The organism is Leclercia sp. W6 (assembly GCF_003336345.1).
GTDB lineage: Bacteria > Pseudomonadota > Gammaproteobacteria > Enterobacterales > Enterobacteriaceae > Enterobacter.
In genome coordinates this window covers 744608-761595 of the sequence record NZ_CP031104.1, presented here as the reverse complement: position 1 = coordinate 761595, position 16988 = coordinate 744608, and the positions used below count along the sequence as shown (strand labels likewise).

Sequence of the window (16988 nt, the reverse complement as noted above, 5' to 3'; positions counted from 1 at the left end):
TGTATAATGGTCCAGTCGAGGATCATCCTGCCCGGGCTTGTCAACGCGCCGCCGTTTGGGTAACGTTGGCCCGCAAATGAAGGAGACGGTAATGCATATTAATCTCGCCACCCTCCCCCAGGAGGAGATGGACAAAGTGAATGTTGATTTGGCTGCCGCGGGCGTGGCATTCAAAGAGCGCTATAACATGCCGGTAATCGCCGAAGTGGTGGAGCGTGAGCAACCGTCGCACCTGCGAGACTGGTTTCGCGAGCGCCTGATTGCCCATCGACTCAACTCCGTTAACCTCTCTCGCCTGCCGTGGGAACCGAAAGTTAAATAAACTTACCCGCGGTTACAGTTCCTTACACTGTTTATGCCAGGATTAAAGCCCCTGATACATTCATGGGCTTTATGAATCTCTGCGACTCCGTGTATAAGGAAATCACGATGTCCCAATGGAATATTGCCGCCGCACAGTACCGCGCGAGCCATCACTATGTTGATGAACACATCACGCATCACCTGCGTTTTATCACCGCCGCTGCCCGCCAGCAGTGCAATGTTGTCCTCTTCCCTGAGCTGTCGTTAACCGGCCCGTCCCTGCCCGATGGTCGGCTTCCCGCTCCCCCCGACCACCAGCAGCTGGCTCCGCTTATGGATGCGGCAAAATCAGCTGACGTCTCGGTGATTGCCGGGATCACGGTGGAAGAGAGAGGCCAGCGCCAGCCCGGACTGGCCTGGTTTTCCCCGAGCCAGCCCAACGCCATTCTTTATCCACATGGCGCAGGCGCCTGTCTGGAGAACAGACATGGCGGCCTGAGCATTGTTGATCCTCACTCCGATCAGCCCAATATTGCGCCTGATGCTGCTCTGTTTACCCGCGGCATGGCGGTGAGTGAAACGGGCTGGTCGGCCACCTTTTCCCAGCTCCAGCGTTTTGCCCACCGCTATGCCATCGCCGTACTGATGGCGAACCGTGACGGCGGGAGCGCGCTCTGGGATGCCCGTGGGCAATTAATCGTCCGCGCCGACCGGGGTGAACTATTATTGACCGGGCGCTTTGTTGAGCAGGGTTGGCAAGGTGAGATCATTCCATTACGCTAAGCCTTTTACGGCCAGGAGAGAGCCATGCTACGTGTCATCGACACCGAAACCTGTGACCTGCAGGGGGGGATTGTGGAAGTGGCATCTGTCGACGTTGTGAACGGGCAGATCGTCAATCCACGCAGCCATCTGGTACGTCCGGATCGCCCCATCAGCCCGCAGGCGATGGCTATCCACCGCATCACCGAGGCGATGGTCGCCGACAAACCCTGGATTGAAGAGGTGATCCCACATTATCACGGTAGCCCCTGGTATGTGGCGCACAACGCCAGCTTCGATCGCCGTGTACTGCCCGAGATGCCCGGGGAGTGGATCTGCACCATGAAGCTGGCGCGGCGCTTATGGCCGGGCATTAAATACAGCAATATGGCGCTCTATAAATCGCGCAAACTGAGCGTCCGGACGCCGGAAGGGTTGCACCACCACCGGGCCCTGTACGACTGCTACATCACCGCCGCGTTGCTGATCGATATCATGAACACCACCGGCTGGACGCCGGATGAGATGGCCGATATCACCGGACGCCCGGCGCTGCTGACCACCTTTACCTTCGGCAAATACCGCGGCAAAGCGGTGGCGGAAGTGGCAGACAAGGATCCGGGCTATCTCCGTTGGCTGTACAATAACCTCGACAGAATGAGCCCGGAGCTGCGTCTGACGCTGAAGCACTATCTGGGCGGATCCTGATCGACCTCTGCCGCCTGGCTGGTTAATGTCTCCTGAGCCAGGCCAACCAGAAATGCATACTCCAGGGCCACCCCTTCGTAGGATTTGAAGCGACCGGATTTCCCGCCGTGCCCGGCATCCATATCGGTGCAGAGCAGCAGTAAATTATTGTCGGTCTTCATTTCCCGCAGCTTCGCCACCCACTTCGCGGGCTCCCAGTACTGAACCTGGGAGTCATGTAAACCGGTGGTAACCAGCATATGAGGATAGGCTTTCTCGCCAACGTTATCGTAGGGGCTGTAGGCTTTCATGTAGCGATAGTAGGTCTCATCCTGCGGATTGCCCCACTCTTCATATTCGCCAATGGTCAGCGGGATAGACTCGTCCAGCATGGTGGTCAGGACATCCACAAACGGCACCTGCGCTATCACCCCTTTAAAGAGTCCCGGGCGTTCGTTAATCACGGTGCCCATCAGCATGCCGCCCGCGCTGCCGCCCATGGCAAAGCACTGTTTGCGATCGCCATAGCCCAGCCCCAGCAGACCCTCGCAGACGTCCAGGTAGTCATTAAAGGTGTTTTTCTTTTTCAGGAATTTGCCATCTTCGTACCATTTTTGCCCCAGCTCGCCGCCGCCGCGGATATGGGCAATGGCGAAGACAAACCCGCGGTCGAGCAAGCTCAGGCGGCTGCCGCTGAAATCCGCGTCAATACTGGAGCCATACGAGCCATAGCCGTAGATGAGGATCGGGTTTTTACCTTTGCGAAAATGGTGCTTGTGATAGACCAGCGAGACGGGCACTTCGGTGCCGTCGCGGGCGACAATCCATACGTGCTCGCTGCGATAAAGATCGGCGTTAAACCCTTTCACCTCAGCCTGCTTCAGCACCCGGCGCTGTCCGGTGTCCATGTCCAGTTCAAACAGGGTATCCGGGGTGGTCATGGAGGAGTAGCCGTAACGCAGGCGCGATGTTTCCGGCTCGGGGTTATAGCCAATCCAGGTGACATAGGCGGGATCGTCGAAGGCGATACCGATCACTTCGCGGGTTTTACGGTTGATTTGCCGCAGGCTGGTGAGCCCGCGCTGGCGCTCTTCAACCACCAGCCAGTCGGTAAAGAGGGTGAAGCCTTCCAGCATCACCTGATCCCGCGGCGGGATCAGCACTTCCCATTTGCGTTCATCACGTACCTTGGTCTTGTAGAGGCCAAAGTTTTTCCCCTCCCGGTTGGAGCGCAAATAGAAGGTGTGCTGGAAGTGATCGAGGCTGTACTCATGATCCTTGCGACGCGGCATAAAGCACAGCGGCTGAGCATCCGGCAGCTCGGCATCCAGCAGCAGCACTTCGGTAGTGGTGGCGCTGGCAAGAAAGATAATCACATAGTGTTTGGAGGTGGTTTTATGCAGGCTGACGTAAAAGGTCTCGTCTTTCTCCTCATAAACCAGTTCATCACTTCTCGATGAAGTACCGACCGTATGCCGCCAGACCTGATAAGGATGCAGGGTCGTGGCGTGCTTTTTGATGTAGTAGATGGTTTCAGAGTCGTTGGCCCAGATAAAGTCGGGGGAAACGTTATCGAGCATCTCCGGATACCAGTTCCCGCTCTCCAGATTGCGGAAACGCAAACCATACTGCCGTCGGGAGAGGTAATCTTCGGCCAGCGCCATGATGGCGTTATCCGGCGATACTGCCATGCCGCCCAGGGTATAAAACTCGCTGTGCGCCGCACGCTGGTTGGCATCCAGCAGGGTCTCCCACTCTTCCCACTCGGCGCAAAGTACCGACTGGCGCTGGTAGATGGCATATTCGTTACCGGGCTCATAAACGTGCCGGTAACGATAGCCATTTCGACTCCAGGGGGCCGAGACGTCACGCTGCGGGACGCGCTCAACCATTTCGCTGAGCAGACGATCCTGCAGAGCCTGCTGCGTCGCCATGACCCTTCGGCCATAGTCGTTCTCCTCGTGGAGGTAGTCCAGCACCTCCGGCTTTGAGCGGGTATCGTCGCGCAACCAGTAATAGTTGTCGATACGCGTGTCACCGTGCATGGTGAGAGCGTGCGGTATGCGTTGGGCTTTAGGTGGCATGGCGTTATGATTCTTCTACGTTTAACACCCTATAAGGTTGGCAAAACATGCGCACGATGCAAGCGAAACGGCTCGGCGAGGCGTAAAAAACTAGCCGGGGAGCGCTTGTTTTTGCTGGCGAATATCCTGCTCGATCCCTTCCCGTACGTCTGCCGGGATTTTCAGCGCATCGCCCAGCGCATTAAGATAGCTGCGCTCCATAAAGTGATCGATGTCGATTGCCGCACAGCTCAGGAAGTACAGTTCGAGGGCCTCCTCTTCATTCTGGATCCCCTTGGCCAGACGCGCAGGATCGAGCGGTTCCTCAATGGCACGTGCCACCAGCGCCCTGCCCTGCTCTTCCACACCCGCTTCGCGCAACTGTTGTTCGATGGCAGCCCGCTCTTTATCGTCAATGTGGCCATCACTCTTTGCGGCAAAGACCAGCGCCAGGATCAGCCTTTCGCTGCGCTCGTCCAGCGGCGACGCCTGCTGACCAAACTGCGGCTCGCCCTGATGCGCGCTGCGAATTCTCTCTTTGTACTTGTTCCACAGCACAGTACCGGCAACGGCGCCGCCCCCGGCAAGCAGCGCGCCGGTGCCATATTTGCTCAGTAATTTACGCGAGGATTTATTCGCTACCAGTAATCCGGCCAGGCCGCCAAGCGCCCCCGGCGTCAGCAGTTTGCTCAGGCCTTCACCGGATGACGAAGACCCTTTCTGCCCGAGCAGAGACTGTAATTGATTCAGCCAGTTTGACATGTTTACCCTCACTTAACGGTGGATGAATTTCACAGCGTAAGCGAGGGGATGTCAGGAAATGTCTATGGCGACAAAAGAAGCGAAAATTCACCTCTTCGACGACTGATACTGCGCGCTACCCGCTTTACAGTCGATCTTCACCTGATAATGGATATCGGTGTTTTTACCTCGTACTGTCAGCGGTACCGTCCAGCGATCATTCTCGCCTTTCACCTGCTTAGGGTTGATCCAGGCTACCGGATCGGCCTGTCCCAGAGTTTTTTGATCGTCCGCCCAGCGCACGATGCGGTTTTGCAGATAATCCCGCTTCACGCTGGCGGCAATACCTTCGGCATTCTGCCCTTCGCAGGTGGGAAATTTCACGGTTTTCTCCTCTGCGGCCTGGGCGGTCAGGCTGGCGGCCAGCAGTGCTATTGCTACCCCTGTTTTGTTCATCATGCTCTCCTGTTTTGGTTCAACAAAAGCATGGTCGAAAAACGCCGCGATGCAAATAACCCTCCGTCAGCCCGACAGATTTTCGCAACACAAGACAGACGCAAACGTTTTCGTTTATACTGCGCGCAACTTTTTCAGGGGAATCATTATGACTCGTTTAGGAACTGCGCTGCGTCCGGCAGCAACGCGTGTGATGCTGCTGGGCTCAGGTGAACTGGGTAAAGAGGTGGCCATTGAGTGCCAGCGTTTAGGTATCGAAGTGATCGCCGTCGACCGTTATGCCGATGCGCCAGCGATGCACGTTGCGCACCGTGCCCACGTCATTAATATGCTCGACGGTGACGCCCTGCGCGCGGTAATTGCCGCCGAAAAACCGCACTTCGTGGTGCCTGAAATTGAAGCCATCGCCACCGATACCCTGCTGGCGCTGGAAGCCGAAGGCCAGCGCGTGGTGCCCTGCGCCCGCGCCGCGAAGTTGACCATGAACCGGGAAGGCATTCGTCGTCTGGCGGCGGAAGAGCTCTCCCTGCCCACTTCACGCTATCGTTTCGCCGACAGCAAAGATGATTTTTTGCAGGCCGTGGCTGAAATTGGCTACCCGTGCATCATTAAACCGGTGATGAGCTCCTCCGGTAAAGGACAGAGCTTTGTGCGCAGCGCCGAACAGCTGGACAAGGCCTGGGATTACGCCCAGCAGGGTGGCCGCGCAGGCGCCGGACGCGTAATCGTCGAAGGCGTCGTGCAGTTTGATTTTGAGATCACCCTGCTGACCGTCAGCGCCGTGGATGGGGTCCACTTCTGCGAGCCGATTGGTCATCGCCAGGAAGATGGCGACTACCGTGAATCCTGGCAGCCGCAGCAGATGAGCTCGCTGGCCCGGGCGCGCGCCGAAGAGATCTCCCGTAAAGTGGTGCTGGCGCTGGGCGGCCATGGGCTGTTTGGCGTGGAGCTCTTCGTTTGTGGCGACGAGGTTATCTTCAGCGAGGTCTCCCCTCGCCCGCACGACACCGGTATGGTGACCTTAATTTCGCAGGATCTCTCCGAGTTTGCTCTGCACGTTCGCGCTTTCCTCGGCCTGCCGGTTGGCGGTGTGCGTCAGTACGGCCCGGCAGCCTCGGCGGTGATCCTCCCGCAGCTGACCAGCCAGAACGTCACCTTCGATAATGTCGATGCCGCGGTGGGCGCTGGCCTGCAGCTGCGTATGTTTGGTAAGCCGGAAATTGACGGCTCGCGTCGCTTAGGTGTGGCGCTGGCGACAGGCGACAGCGTGGAAGAGGCCGTTGAGCGGGCGAAAAACGCGGCCGCCAGCGTGCAGGTAGCAGGATAAAAAAACGGGCCGATTGGCCCGTTTTTGTATGGCATTTGACGTTTATCGTAGGCCGGGTAAGGCGAAGCCGCCACCAGGCAAAAAACGCGCACAATACCAGGATCTTACTGCTGCGCGCCTTCTACCGCTTCGCGCGCCAGCTTAGTGATGCGATCCCAGTCGCCCGCTTCCATGGCATCCGCCGGCACCAGCCAGGAGCCACCGATGCACAGCACGCTTTTCAGCGCCAGGTAGTCACGGTAGTTCGCCGGAGAGATACCGCCAGTTGGGCAGAAACGGACGTTAGCAAACGGACCTGCGATAGCCTGCAGCGCTTTGGTGCCGCCGTTCGCTTCCGCCGGAAAGAATTTGAACTCTTTCAGACCGTAGTCCATACCCAGCATCAGTTCAGACACGGTGCTGATGCCCGGGATCAGAGGAATGGAGCCTTCGGTTGCGGCTTTCAGCAGAGGCTCGGTCAGGCCCGGGCTGATGGCGAACTGCGCACCGGCTTCGGTAACTTCAGCCAGCTGCTGCGGGTTCAGTACGGTACCCGCACCGATGATCGCTTCCGGCACTTCTTTGGCGATGGCGCGAATAGCATCCATTGCACAGGCAGTACGCAGCGTGACTTCCAGTACGCGTACACCGCCCGCAACCAGCGCTTTCGCCATCGGGACCGCGTGTTCCAGCTTATTAATCACGATAACCGGCACTACCGGGCCAGTTTTCAGGATTGCTTCTGCACTTGTATTCCAGTTTTTCATCAGAGTTTTCTCTCGCCAGATCGATAATTCTTGTCGTCTTAAAACGTAATACAGGTCGCGCCCTGTTCTGCACCCGAGAGGTTCTCGCGTAACGCGCTGAACATTTCGCGTCCCGTTCCCACGCGCGATGCGCTCAGGTCAGGAATATGCGGCTTACGTGCGGCCAGGACCGCCTCATCCACCAGTAAGGTCAACTCGCCTGTCTGACCATTAACGCGGATGATGTCGCCATCGTACACTTTCGCCAGCAGTCCACCGTCGTAGGCTTCCGGGGTGACGTGGATGGCGGAAGGCACTTTACCCGATGCACCGGAGAGGCGTCCATCGGTAACTAATGCAATTTTGAAACGGCGGTCCAATAATACACCAAGTGGCGGCATTAGTTTATGTAATTCTGGCATTCCGTTCGCTTTTGGTCCCTGATGACGGACAACAACGACGCAATCTTTGTCCAGCAGACCGGCTTCAAATGCCGGCAGAACATCATGCTGGCTTTCGAAAACCACTGCCGGGGCTTCAATGATCTGGTTTTCCACCGGCACCGCGGAGGTTTTCATCACCGCACGGCCCAGGTTGCCGGTCAGCACCTTGGTGCCGCCGTGGTGGGAGAAAGGCTTGTCGAAGGTGGCGATCACACTGTCATCCAGCGAGGCCTGGGCCCCTTCACGCCAGTCCAGTTCGCCCTCGTTCAGCCACGGCTCCAGGGTGTAACGCTGCAGGCCGAAACCGGCCACAGTGTTGACATCTTCATGCAGCAGGCCGCCCTTCAGCAGCTCGCGCATCAGCACCGGTACACCGCCCGCCGCCTGGAAGTGGTTGATATCAGCCGGACCATTCGGGTAAAGACGGGTCAACAGCGGAACCACTTCAGACAGATCGGAGAAATCATCCCAGTTGATCTGGATCCCGGCGGCACGCGCCATCGCCACCATATGCATGGTGTGGTTAGTGGAACCGCCCGTCGCCAGCAGGGCCACGATACCGTTCACTACCACTTTTTCATCTACCATTTTACCGAGCGGCATCCACTCGTTGCCGTTACCGGTCAGGCGGGTCACCTGACGGGCAGCGGCAGCGGTCAGCGCTTCACGCAGCGGGGCATCCGGATGGACGAAGGACGAGCCCGGCAGCTGCATCCCCATAAACTCCACCACCATCTGGTTAGTGTTGGCGGTGCCGTAGAAGGTACAGGTGCCCGGTGCATGGTAAGAGGCAGCCTCGGATTCCAGCAGCGCCATGCGGTCAACTTTGCCTTCGGCGTAAAGCTGACGAATACGCACCTTCTCTTTATTAGCAAGGCCACTGGCCATTGGGCCTGACGGCACAAACAGCGCAGGCAGATGACCAAACGACAGCGCCGCCATGGTCAGGCCCGGAACAATCTTGTCGCACACGCCGAGGTAGAGCGCGCCGTCAAACATGTTATGCGACAGACCGACCGCCGTGGACATGGCGATCACTTCGCGGCTCAGCAGCGACAGCTCCATGCCATCCTGCCCCTGGGTCACGCCATCGCACATGGCGGGCACCCCGCCCGCCACCTGGCCTACCGCATTGGCCTGGTGCAGCGCCTTGCGGATGATATCCGGGTAGGTCTCATAGGGCTGGTGCGCCGAGAGCATATCGTTATAGGAGGTGATGATCGCGATATTGTTACGCAGCATACTTTTCAGCGAGGCTTTATCTTCTGGCTTACAGGCGGCAAAACCGTGCGCCAGGTTGCCGCAGGCCAGCTGCGATCGATGGACCGTATCGGACTTCGCCTGCTGGATGCGCGCGAGGTAGGCAGAACGGGTCTGTTTCGAACGCTCAATAATGCGCTGTGTTACCCGTAACAAAGTCGAATTCATAGAAGCTCCTGTCATTTATCTGTCCGCGCTCTGGAATTAACAAAGTGTTTAGCAGGCGATAACATCGCTGAAACGCTTGATTGCCGGAGCTCTGGGGCAAAATCGCTGCTGGCAGTGTAATAAAAAAAGCCCCGGGTGGAAATCCACCCGGGGCTTAAATGATTAAATATTGCACGCTGGCCTGAGCCAGATCATGTTACCGGTAAAATACCCCGTAGGGATTAGCGGTCAGCCTTACTCAAACTCGTTCCAGGAACGGCCATCACGGGTGATCATCGCCACCGAGGCAACCGGTCCCCAGGTGCCCGCCTGATAAGGTTTCGGTGCATCCTGATCCGCTGCCCACGCTTCGGTGATGGAGTCGACCCACTTCCACGCCTCTTCCACTTCGTCACGACGGACGAACAGCGCCTGGATACCGCGCATGGTTTCCAGCAGCAGACGTTCGTACGCATCCGCCAGATGGGTCTGGTTGAAGGTTTCGGAGTAGCTCAGATCCAGCTTGGTGGTCTGCAGGTTGTGTTTGTGGTCCAGGCCCGGCACTTTGTTCAGCACCTGAATGTCCACGCCCTCGTCCGGCTGCAGACGGATGGTCAGTTTGTTCTGCGGCAGCTCCTGCCAGGACTCTTTGAACAGGTTCAGCTCCGGATTTTTGAAATAGACAACCACTTCAGAGCATTTAGCGGGCAGACGTTTACCGGTACGCAGGTAGAACGGAACCCCCGCCCAGCGCCAGTCATCAATATCCACGCGGATCGCCACAAACGTCTCGGTGTTGCTGGATTTGTTCGCGCCCTCTTCTTCCAGGTAGCCTGGCACTTTTTTGCCCTGCGCAAATCCGGCGGTGTACTGGCCGCGTACCGTCTTCTCACGCACGTTGGAGCGGTCGATACGGCGCAGTGACTTCAATACTTTCACTTTCGCGTCGCGGATGCTGTCCGCGGTGAGATCCGACGGCGGAGACATGGCGATCATACAGAGCACCTGCAGGAGGTGGTTCTGGATCATGTCGCGCATCTGCCCGGCCTGGTCGAAGTAACCCCAGCGCCCTTCAATCCCGACCTCTTCTGCCACGGTGATCTCAACGTGATCGATGGTGCGGTTGTCCCAGTTATTCACAAACAGGGAGTTCGCAAAGCGCAGCGCCAGCAGGTTCAGCACCGTCTCTTTACCCAGATAGTGGTCGATACGGTAAACCTGGCACTCTTCGAAATATTCACCGACCTGGTCGTTGATTTCGCGGGAGGTAGCAAGGGAGGTGCCCAGCGGTTTTTCCATCACCACGCGCGCAGGTTTGGCGTTGAGGTTCGCTTCACCCAGTCCTTTGCAGATGGCGCCGAAGGTGCTTGGCGGCATGGCAAAGTAGTTAATGGTGACACGATTTTTTTGATCGAGCATTGCGCTCAGATTGGCAAATGCCGACGTGTCGTTAACGTCGAGGTTGCAGAAATCGAGACGTCCGCTCAGCTTGTCCCACAAACTTTCATCGATTTTCTCTTTCATGAAAGTTTCCAGGGCTTCGCGCACGACTTTGGTATACGCGTCTTTATCCCAGTCCGCACGGCCCACGCCCAGGATGCGGGTCTCCGGGTGGATTTGACCCGCTTTTTCCAGTTGATACAGGGAAGGCAGCAATTTACGGCGTGCAAGATCGCCTTTCGCGCCGAAAATGACCAGGTCACATGCCTGGGCTGTTTGCGTTACCGCCATGTCATTCTCCTCAGTTGGATATCCTGGTGCTTTTGCCAGAATATCGTTGTAATTTTATTACAATGCACTCTACTGCTTTTACGTCATTCCCGAAACCATTTGCGCTTATCCTCCCGTGCGATACGGCGATATTTCGCCCGGAGCGCGCAGCAGCGAAGGTAATGGCGATGAAACTGGTGAAACTTTGCTCAGTCAGGCCGTTGCTAAAATCCGACAGCGATCAAGTAATGAAAAAAAACAACAACATTTTTTCCATGGTTTGTCCTTTTCGGACTATCACAGGCGTATATTCTTGCTAATTCGAATCGCGATTTCACCCATTTATGAAATCGCTTCCACCGATGAGCGCTGTGTTAATAATGAACATGCTGGAAAAAATCCAGTTTCAACTGGAACACCTTAGCAAATCCGAGCGAAAAGTGGCTGAAGTAATTCTCGCCGCGCCCGCTCAGGCCATTCATTCCAGCATTGCCGCCCTGGCACAGGAGTCCGGGGTCAGTGAACCGACCGTCAACCGGTTCTGCCGCAGCATGGAGACGCGTGGATTTCCCGATTTTAAACTGCATCTGGCGCAAAGTCTGGCGAACGGTACCCCCTATGTGAACCGAAATGTCGATGAAGACGACAGCGTGGAGGCCTATACGGGCAAGATTTTCGAATCGGCCATGGCGACGCTGGATCAGGTCCGCCAGTCGCTGGATATGACCTCGGTTAACCGCGCCGTCGATCTGCTGACCCAGGCGAAGAAGATTGCCTTCTTTGGCCTCGGTTCCTCCGCCGCTGTCGCTCACGATGCGATGAATAAATTTTTTCGCTTTAACGTCCCGGTTATCTATTCCGACGACATCGTGCTGCAACGCATGAGCTGTATGAACTGTAACGAAGATGACGTGGTGGTGCTGATATCGCATACTGGCCGCACCAAAAGTCTGGTCGAACTGGCCCAGCTGGCGCGTGAAAACGATGCCATGGTCATCGCCCTTACCTCCACCGGGACGCCGCTGGCGCGTGAAGCGACGCTGGCGATCACGCTAGACGTGCCGGAAGACACCGATATCTACATGCCGATGGTGTCCCGTCTGGCGCAGCTCACCGTCATCGATGTCCTGGCGACCGGTTTTACCCTGCGCCGCGGGGCGAAATTCAGAGATAACTTGAAGCGTGTCAAAGAAGCGCTCAAGGAATCGCGTTTTGATAAAGAATTGTTCATCAAGGGTGAAATTCCCTGATTTCAATTACAAAGTTGTTACTTTTTTCGGCATTCGGTAAGTTTGCTGTTGCTATTAAAGACGGACAACGTGCCGAATCATCGTTCACGCAACACCAGGTTGTTTTAGACAACGGAGTATTACATGTCCAGAAGGCTTCGCAGAACCAAGATCGTTACCACCTTAGGCCCGGCTACTGACCGCGATAATAACCTTGAGAAAATTATCGCCGCAGGCGCCAACGTAGTGCGTATGAACTTCTCTCACGGTACGCCAGAAGATCATAAATTACGTGCAGACAAGGTCCGTGAGATCGCGGCAAAACTGGGACGTCATGTCGCTATCCTCGGTGATCTGCAGGGTCCAAAAATCCGTGTATCCACCTTCAAAGAAGGCAAAGTTTTCCTCAATATCGGGGACAAGTTCCTGCTGGATGCCAACCTGAGTAAAGGCGAAGGCGATAAAGAGAAAGTGGGCATCGACTACAAAGGCCTGCCTGCTGACGTGGTACCGGGCGATATCCTGCTGCTCGACGATGGTCGCGTTCAGCTGAAGGTGCTCGACGTTCAGGGCATGAAGGTCTTCACCGAAGTGACCGTTGGCGGCCCGCTCTCCAACAACAAAGGCATCAACAAGCTGGGCGGCGGTCTCTCTGCTGAAGCCCTGACCGAAAAAGACAAAGCCGACATCATCACCGCCGCGGATATCGGCGTGGATTATCTGGCCGTCTCCTTCCCGCGCTGTGGCGAAGATCTGAACTATGCCCGCCGTCTGGCGCGCGAGGCAGGCTGCGATGCCAAAATCGTGGCGAAAGTAGAACGTGCTGAAGCGGTCTGCAGCCAGGATGCGATGGACGATATCATCCTGGCGTCTGATGTGGTGATGGTTGCCCGCGGTGACCTGGGCGTTGAAATTGGCGACCCGGAACTGGTCGGGATCCAGAAAGCGCTGATCCGCCGTGCGCGTCAGCTTAACCGCTCCGTGATCACCGCAACCCAGATGATGGAGTCGATGATCACCAACCCGATGCCGACCCGTGCGGAAGTGATGGACGTGGCGAACGCCGTCCTCGACGGCACCGATGCGGTGATGCTCTCTGCGGAAACCGCTGCCGGTCAGTACCCGGCGGAGACCGTGGCCGCAATGGCGCGTGTCTGCCTGGGTGCAGAGAAGATCCCAAGCATCAACGTCTCTAAACACCGTCTGGACATTCAGTTCGACAACGTGGAAGAGGCGATTGCAATGTCCGCCATGTACGCGGCGAACCACCTGAAGGGCGTGACGGCGATCATCACCATGACCGAATCGGGCCGTACCGCGCTGATGACCTCCCGTATCAGCTCCGGTCTGCCGATCTTCGCCATGTCCCGCCATGAGCGCACCCTGAACCTGACCGCGCTCTATCGTGGCGTGACGCCGGTGTTCTTCGACAGCAACAACGACGGTGTGGCCGCGGCAAATGACGCCGTGAACCTGCTGCGCGATAAAGGCTATCTCGTCTCCGGGGATATCGTTATCGTCACCCAGGGCGATGTGATGAGCACCATCGGCTCGACCAACACCACCCGCGTGATGACCGTCGAATAATCCGACGGTTTCGCCGGGTGGCGCTGCGCTTACCCGGCCTACAGGTCCGTAGGCCCGTGCAAGCGCAGCGCCACCGGGCAATAAAAAAATCCCCCGTTTCCGGGGATTTTTTATTTCTTCGGATAGAGTTCTTTGCGCTTGTACGGCTCTTTCTCGCCCGGCTTGCGCGTCTTCAGCAGCTTCAGGATCCAGGTGTACTGCTCCGCGTGGGGCCCCACCAGAATTTCCACCTCTTCGTTCATCCGGCGCGCAATGGTGTTGTCGTCCGCCGTCAGCAGGTCATCCATCGGCGGGCGGACTTCAATCGTCAGTCGATGGGTTTTGCCGTCATAAATGGGGAAGAGCGGGATCACCCGTGCCCGGCATACCTTCATCAAGCGGCCAATGGCGGGTAACGTCGCTTTATAGGTGGCAAAGAAATCAACAAACTCGCTGTGTTCCGCACCGTGATCCTGGTCCGGGAGATAGTATCCCCAGTAGCCCTGACGTACGGACTGAATAAACGGCTTAATCCCGTCGTTACGGGCATGCAGGCGTCCGCCGAAGCGACGACGCACGGTGTTCCAGACATAATCAAAGACCTTATTTCCCTGATTATGGAACATGGCCGCCATTTTTTGCCCCTGCGAGGCCATCAACATCGCCGGAATATCCACGCCCCAGCCGTGCGGCACCAGGAAGATCACCTTTTCGTCGTTGCGACGCATCTCTTCGATGATCTCCAGCCCTTTCCAGTCGACCCGGCTGGTCATTTTTTCCGGCCCGCGTAAGGCCAGCTCAGCCATCATCGCCATCGCCTGCGGCGCGGTCGTGAACATCTCATCAATGATGGATTCGCGTTCTGCCTCGCTCTTCTCCGGGAAGCAGTAAAAAAGGTTTATCTGGGCGCGACGTCGGGCGCTTTTGCCCAGTTTGCCCGCCAGGCGCCCCACTTTGCCGAGCAGCGGATCGCGCATGGAGGGAGGCAGCATCGCAATACCTGCAAACGCATAGACACCCAGCCAGGCGCCCCAGAAGCGCGGATGACGAAATGATTTCTCAAATTCAGGAATGTATTCACTATTGTTCTTTTTGGTTTCCATGCTTTTTCCAGGGCGGGTGATGCTTTAAATAATGATGAGATAGTTTAGCGAGGCCATGTGCAACGCACAAAAGAAAAAGCCGGTGCAGGAGTGCACCGGCTTTTATCGCTGCTGAATTAATTCAGGGTCAGCTGCGGAATAACTTCTTTGACCTGTGCCAGATAATCGCTGCGGTCTTTACCGGTCAGCCCTTCGGTGCGCGGCAGCTTCGCCGTTAATGGGTTGACCGCCTGCTGGTTGATCCACACTTCATAGTGCAGATGCGGGCCGGTAGAACGCCCGGTATTGCCCGACAGCGCAATACGGTCGCCACGTTTGACTTTCTGGCCCGGCTTCACCAGCAGCTTACGCAGGTGCATATAGCGCGTGGTGTAGGTGCGCCCGTGACGTATGGCGACATAATAACCCGCCGCGCCACTGCGTTTTGCCATGACCACTTCGCCGTCACCGACTGCCAGAACAGGCGTACCCTGCGGCATGGCGAAATCCACCCCACGGTGCGGCGCAACACGGCCAGTGACCGGGTTCAGACGACGCGGGTTAAAGTTCGAAGAGACGCGGAACTGTTTCGAGGTCGGGAAGCGTAAAAAGCCTTTCGCCAGACCCGTACCGTTACGATCGTAGAATTTACCGTCTTCGGCACGGATGGCGTAATAGTCTTTACCATCCGTGCGTAGACGGACGCCCAGCAGCTGGCTCTGTTCGCGCTTGCCGTCCAGCATTTCGCGGGACATCAGCACCGAAAACGAATCGCCTTTTTTCAGCTTACGGAAGTCCATCTGCCACTGCATGGCTTTGATCACCGAGCTGATTTCACCGCTGGTCAGCCCCGCATCACGTGCGCTGGCAACAAAACTACCGCCGCTTAAGGTGCCCTTGATGGCGCTGTTGACCCAGTCACCCTGCTGCATTTCGCTGCTCATCTTGAAACCGTTTTCAGTACGATCGTAAGTGCGGGTTTCACGACGGGAGACTTCCCAGGTCAGGCGCTGCAAGTCACCGTTATCGGTGAGGGTCCAGGAAAGCTGTTGACCGATTTTCAGGTTTCGCAGATCTTTATCAGACGCAGCAAGCTGGCTGATTTCACCCATTTCAATGCCGTACTGGTTCAGAACGCTGCTTAATGTATCGCCCGTTGACACGACATATTCGTGTACGCCCACTTCGGCTTCGGTCTTTTCATCAAGCTCATCCTGCGGAATAGCTTCTTCTTCCTGCGGGGCCTGGTCGATAGGTTCACTGGCTTCCGGCAGCAGGGAGCGAATTTCACTCTTTTCCAGCTCAATGGTTCTGATAACTGGCGCGGAATTTGGGTGGTAAATATAGGGCCGCCAGACGGCGACCGCTAAGGTGAGAACTGTAAGCGACCCCAGCATGACGCGGTGGGGCCGGGGCAGATTGTTAAATGCCAGGGCGACAGAGCGGGCTATCTGTTGCACGTAATCACTTCCTCGTTAATCTCCTTTCAGGCAGCTCGCATACTGGTTCGCCAGTTGGCTGAGGAACTGCGAATAGCTCGCTTTGCTCAACTGGATAGAGGTTCCCAATGGATCAAGGGTGCCCATACGTACGGACGTTCCCCTTGCCACGGCTTCAACGACCGCTGGCCTGAACTGTGGCTCAGCAAAAACGCAGGTCGCTTTTTGCTCAACCAACTGTGTTCTGATTTCATGTAAACGCTGCGCACCAGGTTGAATTTCTGGATTCACGGTGAAGTGGCCAAGCGGCGTAAGACCGTAGTGTTTTTCGTAGTAGCCATAGGCATCATGAAAAACGAAATATCCCTTACCTTTCAATGGTGCGAGCTCGGTACCCACCTGCTTATCGGTTGCGGCAAGTTGTGCCTCAAAATCCTTCAGGTTGGCGTCTAGTTTGGCTCGACTTTGCGGCATAAGTTCCACTAATTTTTCATGGATTGCAACCGCTGACAGCCGCGCTATTTCTGGTGAAAGCCAAAGGTGCATGTTGTAGTCACCGTGATGGTGATGCTCATCACCTTTTTCCTCTGCACCATGGCCATGATCGTGGTCGTGATCGTCATCATCCGCCCCTTTCATGAGAAGCGGTTTCACACCTGCAAGGCCAGAGATGTTAACCTGTTTAGCGTCAGGCAACTGACTCGCTGACTTTTGCATGAAGGCTTCCATCTCCGGGCCAATCCATACAACTAAGTCCGCGTTTTGTAAACGTTTTACGTCCGAAGGGCGCAGAGAATAGTCATGCTCTGACGCACCATCGGGCAATAAAACCTGGGTTTCTGTGACGCCATCTGCAATAGCGGAAGCGATAAAACCGAGCGGTTTAAGCGAAGCGACAACAGCGGCGTTAACATCTTGTACTGCGGTACCCCAAAGGGCGGCGGATAATCCAGCGAAAAGAAGCGTATTTTTCTGTAACATAATGCGACTAATCATCGTAATGAACATGTGGAATGTGATATTATAACATTCGATGACTTCTGCAAGC

Annotated in this window: 15 protein-coding genes; 6 read left to right on the top strand and 9 right to left on the bottom strand. The window is 56.4% G+C overall.

Translation table 11 applies throughout. The features are described 5' to 3' along the window. The first annotated feature begins 91 nt into the window (after positions 1–91). From DVA43_RS03755 to exoX, 3 genes are all read left to right on the top strand, one after another. A complete protein-coding gene (locus DVA43_RS03755; RefSeq protein WP_103180048.1) occupies positions 92–322 on the top strand; it encodes a DNA polymerase III subunit theta in 231 nt (76 codons plus the stop codon). 107 nt (positions 323–429) lie between these two features. Continuing rightward, positions 430–1086: a nitrilase-related carbon-nitrogen hydrolase gene (locus DVA43_RS03750; RefSeq protein WP_114317069.1), complete on the top strand. Its 657-nt coding sequence runs from the start codon at positions 430–432 to the stop codon at positions 1084–1086. A 24-nt stretch (positions 1087–1110) separates the two neighbouring features. Continuing rightward, positions 1111–1773 carry an exodeoxyribonuclease X gene (gene exoX / locus DVA43_RS03745; RefSeq protein WP_103822371.1) on the top strand — a complete coding sequence of 221 codons (663 nt, stop codon included), beginning with the start codon at positions 1111–1113 and terminating at the stop codon, positions 1771–1773. Here the strand turns inward: exoX and ptrB are convergent. The 3 genes from ptrB to yebF all read right to left on the bottom strand — a co-directional run bounded on the left by ptrB (position 1755) and on the right by yebF (position 5012). Then, positions 1755–3836, bottom strand: coding sequence for an oligopeptidase B (gene ptrB, locus DVA43_RS03740; protein WP_103822372.1), 2082 nt, complete (start codon positions 3834–3836; stop codon positions 1755–1757). The two genes, exoX and ptrB, sit on opposite strands and share 19 nt — an antisense overlap. Positions 3837–3926: 90 nt before the next feature. Beyond that, positions 3927–4577, bottom strand: coding sequence for a tellurite resistance TerB family protein (locus DVA43_RS03735; protein ID WP_114314615.1), 651 nt, complete (start codon positions 4575–4577; stop codon positions 3927–3929). Between the two features lie 87 nt (positions 4578–4664). Continuing rightward, positions 4665–5012 (bottom strand): protein YebF, encoded by a 348-nt coding sequence (gene yebF, locus DVA43_RS03730; protein WP_103822374.1) that lies wholly within the window; start codon positions 5010–5012, stop codon positions 4665–4667. 148 nt (positions 5013–5160) lie between these two features. Between yebF and purT the strand changes: the two genes are divergently transcribed. Further along, positions 5161–6339, top strand: coding sequence for a formate-dependent phosphoribosylglycinamide formyltransferase (gene purT, locus DVA43_RS03725; RefSeq protein ID WP_114314614.1), 1179 nt, complete (start codon positions 5161–5163; stop codon positions 6337–6339). Between the two features lie 104 nt (positions 6340–6443). Here the strand turns inward: purT and DVA43_RS03720 are convergent, their stop codons facing one another. The 3 genes from DVA43_RS03720 to zwf form a co-directional block, all read right to left on the bottom strand. Continuing rightward, complete coding sequence (locus DVA43_RS03720) at positions 6444–7085, bottom strand: bifunctional 4-hydroxy-2-oxoglutarate aldolase/2-dehydro-3-deoxy-phosphogluconate aldolase (protein WP_103822376.1); 642 nt, start codon at positions 7083–7085, stop codon at positions 6444–6446. A gap of 38 nt (positions 7086–7123) precedes the next feature. Next, positions 7124–8935 carry a phosphogluconate dehydratase gene (gene edd / locus DVA43_RS03715; RefSeq protein ID WP_114314613.1) on the bottom strand — a complete coding sequence of 604 codons (1812 nt, stop codon included), beginning with the start codon at positions 8933–8935 and terminating at the stop codon, positions 7124–7126. 234 nt (positions 8936–9169) lie between these two features. Then, entirely contained in the window at positions 9170–10645 is a 1476-nt protein-coding gene (gene zwf, locus DVA43_RS03710) for a glucose-6-phosphate dehydrogenase (RefSeq protein WP_103180055.1), read from the bottom strand. Positions 10646–10968: 323 nt separating this feature from the next. Between zwf and DVA43_RS03705 the strand changes: the two genes are divergently transcribed. Both DVA43_RS03705 and pyk read left to right on the top strand, forming a co-directional pair. Continuing rightward, a complete protein-coding gene (locus DVA43_RS03705) occupies positions 10969–11874 on the top strand; it encodes a MurR/RpiR family transcriptional regulator (protein ID WP_103822378.1) in 906 nt (301 codons plus the stop codon). 123 nt (positions 11875–11997) lie between these two features. Further along, entirely contained in the window at positions 11998–13440 is a 1443-nt protein-coding gene (gene pyk / locus DVA43_RS03700) for a pyruvate kinase (protein ID WP_114314612.1), read from the top strand. Positions 13441–13550: 110 nt separating this feature from the next. Here the strand turns inward: pyk and lpxM are convergent, their stop codons facing one another. The 3 genes from lpxM to znuA all read right to left on the bottom strand — a co-directional run bounded on the left by lpxM (position 13551) and on the right by znuA (position 16921). After that, entirely contained in the window at positions 13551–14522 is a 972-nt protein-coding gene (gene lpxM / locus DVA43_RS03695) for a lauroyl-Kdo(2)-lipid IV(A) myristoyltransferase (protein ID WP_114314611.1), read from the bottom strand. Positions 14523–14638: 116 nt separating this feature from the next. Further along, positions 14639–15961 (bottom strand): murein DD-endopeptidase MepM, encoded by a 1323-nt coding sequence (gene mepM, locus DVA43_RS03690; protein WP_114314610.1) that lies wholly within the window; start codon positions 15959–15961, stop codon positions 14639–14641. Positions 15962–15976: 15 nt separating this feature from the next. Beyond that, entirely contained in the window at positions 15977–16921 is a 945-nt protein-coding gene (gene znuA, locus DVA43_RS03685) for a zinc ABC transporter substrate-binding protein ZnuA (RefSeq protein WP_139157123.1), read from the bottom strand. Positions 16922–16988 lie beyond the last annotated feature (67 nt).